The sequence below is a fragment of the Bradyrhizobium sp. 147 genome, assembly GCF_023073935.1.
GTDB lineage: Bacteria > Pseudomonadota > Alphaproteobacteria > Rhizobiales > Xanthobacteraceae > Bradyrhizobium.
On the sequence record NZ_JADPKL010000089.1, the window covers coordinates 57,773 to 71,835 of the forward strand.

The 14,063-nt window shown below is 64.9% G+C and carries 13 protein-coding genes; 8 read left to right on the plus strand and 5 right to left on the minus strand.

Annotation, left to right across the window (positions count from 1 at the left end; all coding sequences use genetic code 11):
- The first annotated feature begins 19 nt into the window (after window positions 1-19).
- Together IVA87_RS21340 and IVA87_RS21345 are read left to right on the plus strand one after the other, a co-directional pair.
- Entirely contained in the window at window positions 20-253 is a 234-nt protein-coding gene (locus IVA87_RS21340; protein ID WP_247302722.1) for a hypothetical protein, read from the plus strand.
- Window positions 254-451: 198 nt separating this feature from the next.
- The gene (locus IVA87_RS21345) at window positions 452-883 is read left to right on the plus strand and encodes a hypothetical protein (protein ID WP_247276404.1); all 432 of its coding nucleotides are present in this window, start codon (window positions 452-454) and stop codon (window positions 881-883) included.
- A 111-nt stretch (window positions 884-994) separates the two neighbouring features.
- Here IVA87_RS21345 and IVA87_RS21350 read toward each other — a convergent pair whose 3' ends face one another.
- Entirely contained in the window at window positions 995-1,762 is a 768-nt protein-coding gene (locus IVA87_RS21350; RefSeq protein WP_247335036.1) for a DUF2865 domain-containing protein, read from the minus strand.
- A gap of 249 nt (window positions 1,763-2,011) precedes the next feature.
- A complete protein-coding gene (pyrE, locus tag IVA87_RS21355; protein WP_027575142.1) occupies window positions 2,012-2,575 on the minus strand; it encodes an orotate phosphoribosyltransferase in 564 nt (187 codons plus the stop codon).
- 174 nt (window positions 2,576-2,749) lie between these two features.
- Here pyrE and IVA87_RS21360 point away from each other — a divergent pair, with 174 nt between their 5' ends.
- Window positions 2,750-3,376 (plus strand): glutathione S-transferase family protein, encoded by a 627-nt coding sequence (locus IVA87_RS21360; RefSeq protein ID WP_247302727.1) that lies wholly within the window; start codon window positions 2,750-2,752, stop codon window positions 3,374-3,376.
- 48 nt (window positions 3,377-3,424) lie between these two features.
- On the opposite strand, the gene IVA87_RS21365 is transcribed toward IVA87_RS21360, so the two are convergent.
- The 3 genes from IVA87_RS21365 to IVA87_RS21375 form a co-directional block, all read right to left on the minus strand.
- Complete coding sequence (locus tag IVA87_RS21365; protein ID WP_247302728.1) at window positions 3,425-4,060, minus strand: LysE family translocator; 636 nt, start codon at window positions 4,058-4,060, stop codon at window positions 3,425-3,427.
- 148 nt (window positions 4,061-4,208) lie between these two features.
- Window positions 4,209-7,289, minus strand: coding sequence for a DNA polymerase I (gene polA, locus IVA87_RS21370; RefSeq protein WP_247334904.1), 3,081 nt, complete (start codon window positions 7,287-7,289; stop codon window positions 4,209-4,211).
- A gap of 102 nt (window positions 7,290-7,391) precedes the next feature.
- Complete coding sequence (locus IVA87_RS21375; protein ID WP_247302732.1) at window positions 7,392-8,462, minus strand: acyltransferase family protein; 1,071 nt, start codon at window positions 8,460-8,462, stop codon at window positions 7,392-7,394.
- Window positions 8,463-8,656: 194 nt separating this feature from the next.
- Between IVA87_RS21375 and IVA87_RS21380 the strand changes: the two genes are divergently transcribed.
- From IVA87_RS21380 to IVA87_RS21400, 5 genes are all read left to right on the plus strand, one after another.
- Window positions 8,657-9,973: a UDP-glucose/GDP-mannose dehydrogenase family protein gene (locus IVA87_RS21380; protein WP_247302734.1), complete on the plus strand. Its 1,317-nt coding sequence runs from the start codon at window positions 8,657-8,659 to the stop codon at window positions 9,971-9,973.
- A gap of 183 nt (window positions 9,974-10,156) precedes the next feature.
- Complete coding sequence (gene hrpB / locus IVA87_RS21385; RefSeq protein WP_247302736.1) at window positions 10,157-12,631, plus strand: ATP-dependent helicase HrpB; 2,475 nt, start codon at window positions 10,157-10,159, stop codon at window positions 12,629-12,631.
- A gap of 160 nt (window positions 12,632-12,791) precedes the next feature.
- Window positions 12,792-13,304, plus strand: coding sequence for a TIGR02281 family clan AA aspartic protease (locus IVA87_RS21390; protein WP_247302738.1), 513 nt, complete (start codon window positions 12,792-12,794; stop codon window positions 13,302-13,304).
- Between the two features lie 61 nt (window positions 13,305-13,365).
- The gene (locus tag IVA87_RS21395) at window positions 13,366-13,662 is read left to right on the plus strand and encodes a nucleotidyltransferase family protein (protein ID WP_247302740.1); all 297 of its coding nucleotides are present in this window, start codon (window positions 13,366-13,368) and stop codon (window positions 13,660-13,662) included.
- 28 nt (window positions 13,663-13,690) lie between these two features.
- Window positions 13,691-13,999 (plus strand): HepT-like ribonuclease domain-containing protein, encoded by a 309-nt coding sequence (locus IVA87_RS21400; RefSeq protein WP_346658375.1) that lies wholly within the window; start codon window positions 13,691-13,693, stop codon window positions 13,997-13,999.
- Window positions 14,000-14,063: the final 64 nt, after the last annotated feature.

Genomic DNA, 14,063 nt, shown 5'->3' on the forward strand with positions numbered 1-14,063 from the left:
GAGACCGTTGAGACCTCTGATGAGACTGCTGATCGAAATCGCCACTGCGACCTTGCTCGTCGTCTGCATCACCGTCTCCACCGCCGCCTCCGCCGCCGGCAGGCCGGGCCGCAGCGCCGATGGCCTCAGTTGCGCCGTCTCCCTCCCGCAAAACGCAACGTCAGCAGCACGCTGCGCCGCCATCAAGCGCCAATGCGGCGGCAAGTTTTATGCGAGCGCGTGCGGAGACAAGTTGATGTCGGCGGCGAGGTGAGGCGAGGGATCGTACCGCGGAATCAGCGTTCGTTTGGGCGAAGGCTTTCACGCGGGTTGTTTCTCGGCAAAGGCCGGGACGACCTTCTGGACTCATCAGAACGAATTAAGAACACTTTAGCAAGTCTTTGATATATCATAGTGATTCGGCGCCGTGCCGACACAATATCTAGCGTCCGTCAGACTTTGCGAGGACTACATGTCCACCATTGCCTTCGATCAATTTGCCCTCACCCGGATCGCCGATTTTGCGCGGTCGCTGTCGCTTCTGCATCGGGCGGCGCGGCGCCAGAGGATCGATGACGACCAGTTCGACCGCGAGTTCAATGCGGTGTGCCAGTCGATCTGGGGCTACACCATCGACGATATCAGCGACGAGCTGTTTTCGACCGACGACCATCTGTTCCTCGACACGCTGGACGAAGCGCATGCGCGCATCTTCGCGGCCGAGCAGGGTTATGACCTCGTCGACGATCAGGGCATGCTGACCGATTGGTGGGGCTTTTGCTGGATGATCCTGGCCGAGAAGCGCGGCCTCCTCACGCCGGAAAACCGCGCCGCTGCGCGCACGGCGATCGAGGAGAAATATCTGGCGGCGCCGAATGTGATCGGGGTGATCATCGGGAGGTGACGGCTCAGTTGCCGTCATTCCGGGGCATCGCGCAGCGATGAACCCGCAATCTCGAGATTCCGGGTTCGATGCTGACGCATCGCCCCGGAATGACAACTCATTCCACTAATCCTACCCTGCGCGCTTGGCCGGCTTTGCCGTCTTCGGCACCGTGACGTCAGGCAGCGCCTCGCGCACGATCTCGGCGGCCGGGGCATCCGCCGCGACCGTCTCGGCCCGCACCGGCGCCACCTTCATCTCGCCGAGCCGCGCGCGGACCTGTGCGGTGAGGCCGGGATAAGAGGCAACCGGGGTGAAGTCCGCAGCCTGGTCGTTGCCGACACGGATGCCGGTATAGGCGACGAGGCCGTCGGCCGTGGCAATCACGTCGCCGGCTTTCAGCGATGAATCCAGCGCGAGATCGACCGGCGCGAGGCCGACCGGCTCGCGGCCGTTGCAGGTGCAGTCGGCGCGCAGCGCCTTGCGATACGCGAACGCGTTCTCGCTGTCGGTGTAGCGCTCGCCGGTCTGCGACGCGGCCGCCTCGATCGAGGAGCCGAAATAAACCTTCGTCGCACTTGCAGGACAGAACGCCTGACACATCTGGGCAGGCGAGGCGAGCCCGCGCATCAGCGGGAAATATTTACCATCGCAGCTGCGCACGCAGAAGGCCGGGCCGGAGCCGCCGGCCGCCGCCGAACGGGTCGGCGGCACGTATTGCGGGGTTGCGGTATTCTGCTGGCCGGTGAAGGGATCGGCGTAGGAGCCCGCCTGCTGCGGCACCTCGCGCTGCGGGCGCTGTTGCTGCATGGCGCCGAAAAAGAAGTCGAACAGGCCTTCGGCCGCAACCGGGGCCGGGGCCGCGAGCAGCGGAGCGGCAAGGCTGGCGGCCACAAACATCGCGCGACGCCGCCGGCGCGCATGGGACGAGATTGTACGCAATGCGCTACTCCACCCGACGCTACTGAACCGGCCGAGACCAGCGAGGTCTTGGCACATGGTTCACCATAAAGCGGGATGGTAAATGAGCAGTTGAGCGGAGGCGGTTTCAAGTCGAGGCCGTGACCTCTTTGAGGCCGGGCACAGCTTCCGACAAATCGTTGCTTCCGGGCCACGCCCGGGCATGACGGCCGGGGCTGTTTCGCGGCCTCAAGCCTTCAAGAACTCGGATGCCTTGTACAGCGAGCGGAACGGCAGGCCGGCCGCACCGAACGTGTCGGTGGCGCCTTCCTCGCGGTCGACCATGGTCAGAACCAGCACCACATTGGCGCCGGTCTCGCGCACGGATTCCACCGCCTTCATTGCCGAGCCGCCGGTGGTGGTGACGTCCTCGACGATCACGACGCGCTTGCCGGCCAAGGTCTCGCCCTTGGGCAGGCCCTCGATCGCGAGCTTGGCGCCGTGCTCCTTCGGCTTCTTGCGCACGAAGAATGCCGCGATCGGATGGCCTTTGATCCAGGAGATCTGCGCCAGCGCCCCGGCGAGCGGCACCGCGCCCATCTCGAGCCCGCCGATGAAATCGAGCTGGTCGTCCTTCAGCGCCTCGTAGGTCAACTCGGCGAGCAGCGTCGCGCCCTCGGGGTCGAGCATGGTCGGCTTCAGGTTGAAGTAGAAATCGCTCTTGCGGCCCGACGCGAGCGTCACCTCGCCGCGGCCGAATGAACGCCGGCGGATGATTTCGAACAGGCGGGCGCGGGAGGCTGATTTCGACACGGCGGTCCCTCGGAAGCATTTTTGGAGGAGGCGGAATTTATCCGCGACCGCCGCCACATTCCAGAGGGGGCGTCCCCCGTCAACAGGGATCGGCTATCCCGGTCCGCCGGTTGTGGGGGTGCAACCTTCTGGAGTAGGTGAGGGCCGAACCTTTCAGGGGCAAGGAAGCAAGGCATGAGCATCGAACTGCACACCTGGAACACGCCGAACGGCCGCAAGATCTCGGTCGCGCTGGAGGAGATGGGGCTGCCTTACAAGGTGATCCCGGTGAACATCACCAAGGGCGAGCAGATGGCCACGGAGTTCCTGAAGCTCTCCCCCAATAACAAGATCCCCGCGATCGTCGACCCCGAGGGTCCCGACGGCAAGCCCGTCAGCATCTTCGAATCCGGCGCCATCCTGCTCTATCTCGGCGAAAAGACCGGCAAATTCCTGCCGAAATCGCTTGGCGGGCGCATCCCCGTCTATGAATGGCTGATGTGGCAGATGGGCGGTTTCGGCCCCATGCCCGGACAGGTGCACCATTTCATCGCGCTCGAAAACGAGCAGGACCGCGCCTATGGCCTCAAGCGCTTCATGGCGGAGACGCGCCGGCTCTATGGCGTGCTCGACCGCCGGCTGGAGGGTCGCGACTTCGTCGCCGGCGACCTCTCGGTTGCCGATTTTGCCATCCTGGGCTGGGCCTGGCGCCATCCTCGCCACAAGGTGGACCTCGCCGACTTCCCCAACGTCAAGCGCTGGTACGAGGCGCTGATGGCACGGCCCGCCGTGAAGCGGGGCATGGAGGCGAAGCTGGATTAATTTCGCTTACCCTCCCCTGGAGGGCCTTCCAGGAGAGGGTCAGAAAGCTCACACCTTCTTCGCCTCGACCGCCATCCGCACAGCGAGCCCGGCCAGCACCGTGCCCATCAGCCAGCGCTGCACCAGCATCCAGCTCGGCCGACTTGCGAGGAACAGCGCAATCGATCCGGCTGCGAGCGCGATCATCGCATTCACGCTGACGCTGATTGCGATCTGGATCGCCCCTAACACCACCGACTGCGCCAGCACGCTGCCGGCAGTGGGATCGATGAACTGCGGCAGCAGCGCCAGATACAGCATCGCGATCTTCGGGTTGAGCAGGTTGGTGACGAAGCCCATCGCGAACAATTTGCGCGGGCTGTCGATTGCGAGCTTCCTGACCTGGAACGGCGAGCGTCCGCCCGGCTTCACCGTCTGCCAGGCGAGCCACAGCAGATAACCGGCGCCGGCAAAGCGCAGTGCGTCATAGGCGAAGGGAATCGCGAGCAGCAGCGCCGTGATGCCGAAAGCTGCGCACAGCATGTAGAACACGAAACCCAGCGCCACGCCGCCGAGCGAAATAATGCCCGCCATCGGCCCCTGCGTGATCGAGCGCGAGATCAGGTAGATCATGTTCGGCCCGGGCGTGAGCACGAGACCGAGGCAAACGAGGGCAAAGCCGAGCAGGGCGGGGGTGTGGGGCATGGGGCGACCGGTGCGGCAGACGGCACGGTTCTAATATGCGTGGGATCGCCTCGCCATCGCACAATTGCTCGGAGGACAATTGAGTACTCGGGTCCCGGACGTGGCGCACGTGAAACCGTGCGCCACGCAACATCCGGTGAAAGTAGGATCAATGCGCCTCGTCCCAGTTCGTCGCCGCCCGCGCATCGACATGCAGTGGCACTGATAGCAGCACGGCTGGGAAGGGCGCGTCCTGCATCACGTGCTGCACCACCGGCAGCGTCGCCTCGACCTCGTCGTCCGGCACCTCGAAGATCAGTTCGTCGTGCACCTGGAGCAGCATCTGCGCCGAGAGCTTCTTCTCGGCCAGCGCGTCCTCCACCCGCGTCATGGCGCGGCGAATGATGTCGGCAGCGGTGCCCTGGAGCCGTGCGTTGATCGCGGCGCGCTCGTTGAAGGCGCGCACCGAGGCATTGGAGGCCTTGATATCCGGATAGTGGCATTTGCGGCCGAACAGCGTGGTGACGTAGCCGTGGCTGCGGCAGAAGTCGCGCGTCTCGTCCATATAGGCGCGGATGCCGGGGAAACGCTCGAAGTATTTCTTAATGTAGGCGGCCGCTTCCTCGCGGGCGATGCCGAGCTGGTTGGCGAGGCCGAATGCGGAGATGCCATAGATGATGCCGAAATTGATCGCTTTGGCGCGGCGGCGGATTTCACTCGGCATGCCCTTGATCGGCACGCCGAACATTTCCGACGCCGTCATGGCGTGAATGTCGAGCTCGTCGCGGAACGCCTGCTTCAGCACGGGAATGTCGGCGATCTCGGCCAGCAGCCGCAGCTCGATCTGCGAATAGTCGGCGGAGACCAGCTTGTGTCCGGGCGTCGCGACGAAGGCCCGGCGGATCTTGCGGCCGTCCTCGGTGCGCACCGGGATATTCTGCAAGTTCGGCTCGTTCGACGATAGCCGGCCGGTCGTGGTCGCGGCCAGCGCGTAGGTGGTGTGGACGCGGTGGGTCTGCGGATTGACGTAGGTCGGCAGCGCGTCGGTGTAGGTCGATTTCAGTTTCGAGACCTGGCGCCACTCCAGGATCTTCTTCGGGAAGTCGTGGCCCTGCTCGGCGAGCTCGTCGAGCACCTGGGCGGTTGTCGACCACGCGCCGGTCTTTGTCTTGGTGCCCCCGGGCAGTCCCATCTTGCCGAACAGGATGTCCCCGATCTGTTTGGGGCTGCCGACATTGACCGGCTCGCCCGCAATCTCCTGGATCTCGGCCTCGACCCGCGCCGCGGTCTGGGCGAATTCGCCCGACAACCGCGACAGCACCTGGCGATCGATCGAGATGCCGCGCCGCTCCATGCGCGCGAGCACGGACACCAGCGGCCGTTCCAGCGTCTCGTAGACAGTGGTCATGTGCTCGGCGACGAGGCGCGGCTTCAGCACGCGCCAGACTCGCAGGGCAATATCGGCAGCTTCCGCCGAGAGCGGCGCGGCCTTGTCGATCGTCACCTGGTCGAACGTGATCTTGCCCTTGCCGCTGCCGAGCAGCTCGCTCTCCTTCAGCATGGCATGGCCGAACCAGCGCTCGGCGAGCTGCTCGATCGCATGCGAGCCACGGCCGGCGTCGAGCACGTAGGAGATGAGCTGCGCATCGTCGATGTTGCGCAGCGTGATTCCGTGCTGCGCCAGCATCACGGCGGTGAATTTGACGTCGAAGCCGATCTTGAGGATGCCTGACGATTCCAGAACCGGCCGCAGCGCTTCGATGGCATCAGTGTGCTTGATCTGGTCGGGTGCCAGACCCGCGTCGAACAGGCCGGCACCACCGCCGGATTGCTTGTGCGCCAGCGGCACATAACAGGCCTCGTTCGGCGCCACCGCCAGCGCGATGCCGCAGAGATCGGCCTGCATCGGATCGATGGAGTTGGCTCTCGTCTCGATCGCGACGTGGCCGGCGTCATGGATGCGGGCGATAAAGGCGTTGAGCTCCTGGAGCGTCTTGATCGCCTGATACTTGCTGCGCTCGACCGGAAGCTTGCGCAGTGCCTCTTCGCGCGCGGCGGCCAGCGAGATCGGCGCACCCTTCTGGCTTGCGGCCTTGTCCTCCTTGCTCGCCGATTTATTGCGTTGGCCGGGAGCCGCTTGTGCCGGCGTGCCGGTGCTCGGCGCGGGCACGACGTCCGAGGGTGGCAACGGCGAGAACACGCTGGCGCCGCTCGTATAGCCGGGATCGGCATCGACACTGGCGGGATCGATCTGGGAATATTCGGCGACGCGCCGCGTCAGCGTCGTGAATTCCATCGCCTTCAGGAAGGCGATCAGCTTGCGTGCATCCGGCTCGTGGACGGCGAGATCGTCGAGTGGCACCTCGAGGCCCACCTTGTCGTCGAGCAGCACGAGCTGCCGCGAGATGCGCGCCTTCTCCGCATTCTCGAGCAGCGCCTCGCGCCGCTTGGGCTGCTTGATCTCGCCGGCGCGGAACAACAATTGGTCGAGGTCGCCATATTCGGTGATCAGTTGCGCCGCGGTCTTGATGCCAATGCCGGGCACGCCGGGCACGTTGTCGGTCGAATCGCCCGCGAGCGCCTGCACCTCGACCACCTTGTTCGGCGGCACACCAAACTTTTCGATCACCTCGGGGATGCCGATGCGGCGATCCTTCATGGTGTCGTACATCGTGACGCAATCGGTGACGAGCTGCATGAGGTCCTTGTCGGAGGACACGATGGTCGCGCTCGCGCCGCGCTCGCAGGCCTGCCGCACATAGGTCGCGATCAGATCGTCGGCCTCGAACCCCACCTGTTCCAGGCAAGGCAGGTCGAAGGCGCGCACGGCCTCGCGGATCAGTGAAAATTGCGGGATCAGATCATCAGGCGCCGGCGGCCGGTGCGCCTTGTAGTCGGGATAGATCGTGTTGCGGAAAGTGATTTCCGACTTGTCGAAGACGATCGCCAGATGCGTCGGCCGGTTGTCCTCGGGCATCTCGCGCAACAGCTTCCACAGCATGTTGCAGAAGCCGAGCACGGCATTGACCTGGAGGCCGTCGGACTTGCGGTTCAGCGGCGGCAGCGCGTGATAGGCGCGGAAGATGTAGGAGGAACCGTCGACCAGGAAGACATGGTCGCCCTTGCCGGCCGCCTTCGCCGCGACCGGCTTGGCAGCAGCTTTGGCAGCAGACGATTTGCTCTCGGCGGCCGCCTTAGGTGCGGCCTTGGTGTCAGCTATGGCGGTGGTCTTCGGGGATGTCTTGGGCATGGCCGCAATGTATGAGTTTTTGCGGGCTTTGACAGCCTTCGGAGGCGGATTTTTGGCTCGCTATCCCCACGGTCATCCCCCGCCTCCGCGAGGGCATGACAGCTATTCCGCCGCCTGCAACACCGCCCCGGCTTTTTTCTTCGGCGCGATCCAGAACGCATCGGGCCGCTCGAACAGGAAGTGCGCATGGAGCCGCAGCGCAATCTGCCAGATCGCGAGTGCCCCGAGCACGCCGAGAACAGTGACGATCAGCGAGACCGTGCCGATGTCGCCAATGACGCCCGTGCGCAGCAGCAGCGTCCGCGTCGCCGCCATCGGCAGGAAGAAGGCGAGATAGATCACGATCGAATGCTCGCCGCAGAAGCGGAGAAAGTTCAGCCACTGCGCGCGCGCGAGCAGCGTGCCGATCGTGATGATGGCGCAAGCGCCGGCGAAACCGAGCACGAGCGAGACGATCTTCCATTCGCTGGCCCCATGCGCGACGAGGCCGGCATTGACCAAGGCCCAGCCCGCGAGCGCCGCAAGCGCAAGGGCGGGACGGCTGCGTGCGCGATCCGACAGCGCGAACACGTAAGGCGCGAACAGATAGCCCGAATAGAAATAGACAAAGCGCGCGCAGAACTCGTCGATGACGGTCCAGCCGGTCGTGATGCGTGCCGTCTCCAGCGCCGCGGCGGCGAGCCAGATCGCGAGCGGCGGGATTTTGCGTGTCAGTTTCGTGACGACGAAGAAGATCGGCAGCAGATAGATGAACCAGAGCGTGCCGAACGGCTCGATGAAGGATTCGAGGTACAAGAGGCCAACTTCGCGCCAGTTCGTTTCCGCCGCGAAGGCCGGCGCCTTGAAGCCGAACTGGATTGTCACCCAGACGACATAGAAATAGGCGAAATGCACCACCTTGCGGTCGAGATAGGTTCGCCAGTCCCGATCGATCACCAGGGCCAGGAACAGGCCCGAAATCAGGAAGAAATCCGGCATCCGGAACGGCTTTGCGAAGGCGACGGCGACATGCATGAAGCCTGTCTGGCCAGCGGCGAGCTCAACCCCGAGCACCGAATGCATCATCACGACCATGACGATGCAGATGCCCTTGGCGTAGTCGACCCAGTCGACACGCGCGGCAGAAGGGGGCTTGGAACGGCCGCCTGCAGCGATTGTGCCTGATCGTGCCATGGTGTCCCCTTTTGAGGCGTGTTCCGCCGCTCTCCGTCTGTCAGCGGGGCAGTGTGGCGCCTTGCGGTTTCAGACTTCTTTACCGGTTCAATTCCCGTGCCGCTTTTTTGCATGCGGACTCTTCCCTCCCCTCGGGAAAATGCTAAACCGCCCCGCGTCGGGGTTTCATTAACCAATCTAAGACAGGGATTTTCATGCGCATCGCGATGATCGGCACGGGCTATGTGGGATTGGTGTCCGGGGCCTGCTTTGCGGATTTCGGTCACGACGTCACCTGCGTCGACAAGGACGAGAAGAAGATCGCGGCGCTTCATCGCGGCGAAATCCCGATTTACGAGCCAGGGCTGGACGAGCTGGTGGCGAACAATGTGAAAGCCAAGCGGCTGGATTTCACCACTGATCTGTCCAAACCGGTCGCGGAGGCCGATGCCGTGTTCATCGCGGTCGGCACGCCCTCGCGTCGTGGTGATGGGCACGCTGACCTCTCCTACGTCTACGCCGCCGCTCGTGAGATCGCGCAGTCGCTCACCGGCTTCACCGTCGTGGTGACGAAGTCGACCGTTCCGGTCGGCACCGGCGATGAGGTCGAGCGCATCATCCGCGAAGCCAATCCGTCAGCCGACGTCGTGGTCGCCTCTAACCCCGAATTCCTGCGCGAAGGCGCGGCGATCCGCGACTTCAAATTCCCCGACCGCGTCGTGGTTGGTACCTCGGACGAGCGTGGTCGCAAGCTGATGGGCGACATCTACCGCCCGCTGTCGCTGAACCAGGCGCCGCTGATGTTCACGGCGCGCCGCACCGCCGAGATGATCAAATACGCCGCCAACGCGTTCCTGGCGACCAAGATCACGTTCATCAACGAGATCGCCGATCTCTCGGAAAGGGCCGGCGCCAACGTCCAGGAGGTCGCGCGCGGCATTGGTCTGGACAACCGCATCGGCACCAAATTCCTGCATGCCGGCCCCGGCTTCGGCGGCTCGTGCTTTCCGAAGGACACCAAGGCGCTGATCAAGATCGCGCAGGACTATGACGTGTCCCTGCGCATCGTCGAATCCGTGCTCGCCGTCAACGAGAACCGCAAGCGCGCGATGGCGCGCAAAGTGAGCCAGGCGCTCGGCGGTTCGCTGCGCGGCAAGACCATCGCGGTGCTCGGTCTCACCTTCAAGCCTGATACCGACGACATGCGCGATGCACCCTCGATCCCGCTGGTCACCGGCCTGATCGACATGGGCGCGAGCGTCAAGGCGTTCGATCCCGTCGGCATGGAGCAGGCCAAGGGTGAGCTGCCCAACATCATCTATTGCGAGGATGCCTATTCCTGCGCGCAAGGCGCCGATGCGCTCGTCATCGTCACCGAATGGGTGCAGTTCCGCGCGCTCGATCTCGACCGGCTGAAGGCGACCATGGCAAAGCCCGTGGTCGTCGATCTCCGCAACATCTACCGCCCCGAGGAGATGGAAGCCGCCGGCTTCGTCTACGAGAGCATCGGCCGCCCGTCGGTTCAGGGCTGACGATCTGCCGCCAAATAATTCCGTCATGGCTGGGCTTGCCGTCTTTCGCCTAGGCTTCGCCGGCCCGATTCTGTAAGCCCGGCGAAGCATTCGCGGAGCCGGGTCCCGGCCATCCACGTCTGTTTTTTAGTCCAAGGATGTGGATGCACGGGACCAACCCGGGCACGACGAACGGACAGATACTTGCCCCGCAGCTTCGACACGCCCCTCCCGATCGATGCCGTGCTCGATGACCTCTCGCGCACGCTGGAGGCGCATAACGCGGCCGTGCTGGTGGCGCCGCCGGGTGCGGGCAAGACCACGCGGGTGCCGCTGGCGCTGCTGGATGCGCCCTGGGCCAAGGATAAGAAGATCATCGTGCTGGAGCCGCGCCGCATCGCCGCCCGCGCTAGTGCCGACCGCATGGCCAAATCGCTTGGCGAGCGCGCTGGCGAGACCGTCGGCTATCGGGTCCGCTTTGGCTCCAAGATCTCGCGCGCCACGCGCATCGAAGTCGTGACCGAAGGCATCTTCACCCGTCAGATCCTCGATGACCCCGAGCTTTCGGGCGTTGCCGCGATCCTGTTCGACGAATTCCACGAACGCTCGCTCGATGCCGACATGGGCCTGGCGCTGGCGCGCGATGCGCAAACCGGCCTGCGCGAGGATCTCCGTATCCTCGTGATGTCGGCCACGCTCGATGGCGCGCGCGTGGCAAGATTGCTCGGCGAGGCGCCCGTCGTCGAGAGCGAGGGCCGCGCCTTTCCGGTCGAGACCCGCTATCTCGGCCGCAAAGCGGACGCACCGCTAGAGCGGCAGATGGCCGACGCGATCGCGGCGGCACTGCGCGCCGATAGCGGCTCGGTGCTGGCGTTCCTCCCCGGCGCCGCCGAAATCCGCCGCACTCAAAACTTTCTCGCCGAACGTGTGCAGGACGCTTCGATCGAGATCGTGCCGCTGTTCGGTGCGCTCGATGCCGCCGTGCAGGACCGCGCCATCGCGCCGGCGCCCAAGGGCATACGCAAGGTGGTGCTGGCGACATCGATCGCCGAGACCTCGCTCACCATCGAGGGCGTGCGTATCGTCGTCGATTCCGGTCTCGCCCGCGTGCCGCGCTACGAGCCCGACATTGGGCTGACCCGGCTCGAGACCGTGCGCGCCTCGCGCGCGGCGGTGGACCAGCGCCGTGGCCGCGCCGGCCGCACCGAGCCCGGCGTTTGCTACCGCCTGTGGGACGAGCCGCAGACCGCTTCGCTCGCGCCTTATACCCAGCCGGAAATCCTCAGCGCCGATCTGTCGTCGCTGGTGCTCGATCTCGCGCAATGGGGCGTTGCCGATCCTGCAGCGCTGTCGTTCCTCGATCCGCCGCCGCAGCCGGCCTGGAAAGAAGCCAAGAGCCTGCTCTTGGAGCTCAACGCGCTCGATGGCGACGGCCGCATCACCGCGGAGGGCAGGAGCCTGCGTGCGCTGGCGCTGCCGCCGCGGCTGGCGCGCATGATCGTGGATTCGCATCGCGCCGGCAGCGGCGAGGCGGCTGCTGAGATCGCGGCCATTATCACCGAGCGTGGGCTCGGCGGCGACAGCGTCGATCTCGAGCACCGGCGCGACCAGTTCCGCCGCGACCGCTCGCCGCGTGCCGCGAGCGCGCGCGAGCTGGCGCGGCGCTGGGCCTCGCAGGTGGCGGCATCGGAGACAGCGGGGCAGCAGGAGGAACTTTCGACCGGCCTGATGCTCGCCTATGCCTTTCCGGATCGTGTCGCGCGCAACCGCGGCAATGGCAGTTTCGTGCTGGCCAACGGCCGCGGCGCTTCCGTCGAGCAGACCTCTTCGCTGGCCCGCGCGCCTTACATCGCAATCGGCGAAATGACGGGAACGGCCGCGAGCGGACGCATTCTGCTCGCCGCGCAGATCACGCAGGACGAGATCGAGCGGCATTTCGCTTCGCATATCGAGAGCACCGACGAGATATTCTTCGATCGCGGCGCGATGGCGTTGCGGGCGCGGCGCAAGCGCGCGCTGCACGCGATCACGCTCTCCGAGGCGACGCTTGCCGTGTCGCCCTCGGAGGAAACGGCGCGCATCTTCGCCGATGGCCTGATCGCCGCCGGCCTCGACCGGCTGCCCTGGTCAAAAGCCGCCAAGCAGTGGCGTGATCGGGTGATGTTCCTGCGCAAGGCCGAGGGCGAGAGCTGGCCTGACCTGTCCGACAACGGATTGGTCGCACGGCGCGACGACTGGCTGGTGCCGGCGCTCTATGACAAGACCGCGCTCAAGGATGTTTCCGCCGGCGATCTCTCCGATGCACTGATGGCGCTGCTGCCGTGGGACATGCGCACGCGGCTCGACCGCGAGGCGCCGACGCATTTCGAGGCGCCGACCGGGAGCATGCTGGCGATCGACTACGAGGCCGAGCAGGGGCCGACGATCGCGGTGCGGCTGCAGGAATTGTTCGGCCTCAACACCCATCCCTCGATCGCCGCCGGCAAGGTGCCGTTGGTGCTGGAATTGCTGTCACCCGCGCAGCGCCCGGTGCAGGTGACGCGCGACCTTCCCGGCTTCTGGCGCGGCAGCTACAATGCGGTACGCTCCGACCTGCGCGGCCGCTACCCGCGCCATCCCTGGCCGGATGATCCGGCCAGCGCGCTGCCGACAAGGCGGGCGAAGCCGCGTGGGACGTGAGATGTCTTCTCGCTCTTCCCGCAGGCGGGGAGAGGTCAGGCGGCCGCATTAACCGTCCGCTCATCCTTTTCGTCAAAATGGCATCGGTCCAGCCGTGGCTTCGCTCGTGGACGGGCGTGCCGCGTGGTGAAATCGAGCTTTCCGGCTCGGAAGTGGTGTGATGCGTAACATAGTGATCTTCGCGGCCGTCATGATCGGCCTCGGCACCTTCATGGCGCAGATGGCGGACAAGATGAGCTCCGCCTCCGCCACCTCGGTGCCGCGCACGACGGTGGCAGTCGCTTCCTCCGCGCCGGCCGGCGGCCGCAGCCTCGCCATCTCTCGCGACGGCCGCGGTCATTTCCAGGCAGAGGGCCGGATCGAAGGCCAGCGTATCGGCTTCATGGTTGACACCGGCGCGTCCGTCGTTGCGCTGAACGAGACCTCGGCGGCCCGCTTCGGTCTGCGTCCCTCGCGCAGCGAATACAACGCGACCGTCTCCACTGCCAACGGCACCATCAGGGCCGCGCGCACCCGCATCGCCATGCTCGAGGTCGGCGGCCTCATCGTGCGTGACGTCGATGCCATGGTGCTGCCGGACGCAGCGCTGTCGGAGAACCTGCTCGGCCTTTCCTTCTTGTCCCGCCTCAAGCGCTTCGAATACGCCAACGGCCAGATGGTGCTCGAGCAGTAAGTTCGCTTTAGCGGCCGAAGAGGCTCTCCCACCGGAGCAGGCGGGGTGCTATATTCGATTCATGAACGGCCCCGATGCGATAGCGATTCTGCGACAGTTCGAGCCTGCCCTGCGCGAGCGGGGCGTTTTGCATGTCGCGTTGTTCGGCTCGGTGGCGAGGGGTGAAAATCATCCCGGCAGCGATGTCGATATCATGGTCGAGATCGATCCGAATGCGGGGATCACGGTCTTCGATTACGTCGAGCTCAAGGAATATATTGCCAAGCTTTTTGATGAACCCGTTGACGTCGTCAACCGTGACGGCCTGAAATCATACGTCGCTCCCGCCGCAACGGCCGACGCTATCTATGCCTTCTGATCGCATCCCTGCGACTCTGCGAGACATCTTGCATCACATCGATTTGGCGGCTGAATTCGCCAGACGTCTTGATCGCGAGGAATTCGCGGCGGATCTGCGGACCGTCTACGCAGTTACGCGGTGTCTGGAGATTATTTCAGAAGCATCCCGCCGTCTGCCCGAGGAGTTGAAGGCGAGGCACCCGGCGATCGCGTGGAAACAGATGGCAGCCGCCGGCAATGTCTATCGCCACAACTATGAGGACGTTGCCGCCCATTTCGTGTGGGAGACTGTTCAACGGGCTCTGCCGCCCCTCAGGGAGGTCCTTGAAGAGGAGGTTGCACGACTACAGCGTTAGCCCATTCTGGTCAGACATCTATATCGCGCGCGCTTCGTTACCAAACTGCCGCAATTATCGGCCA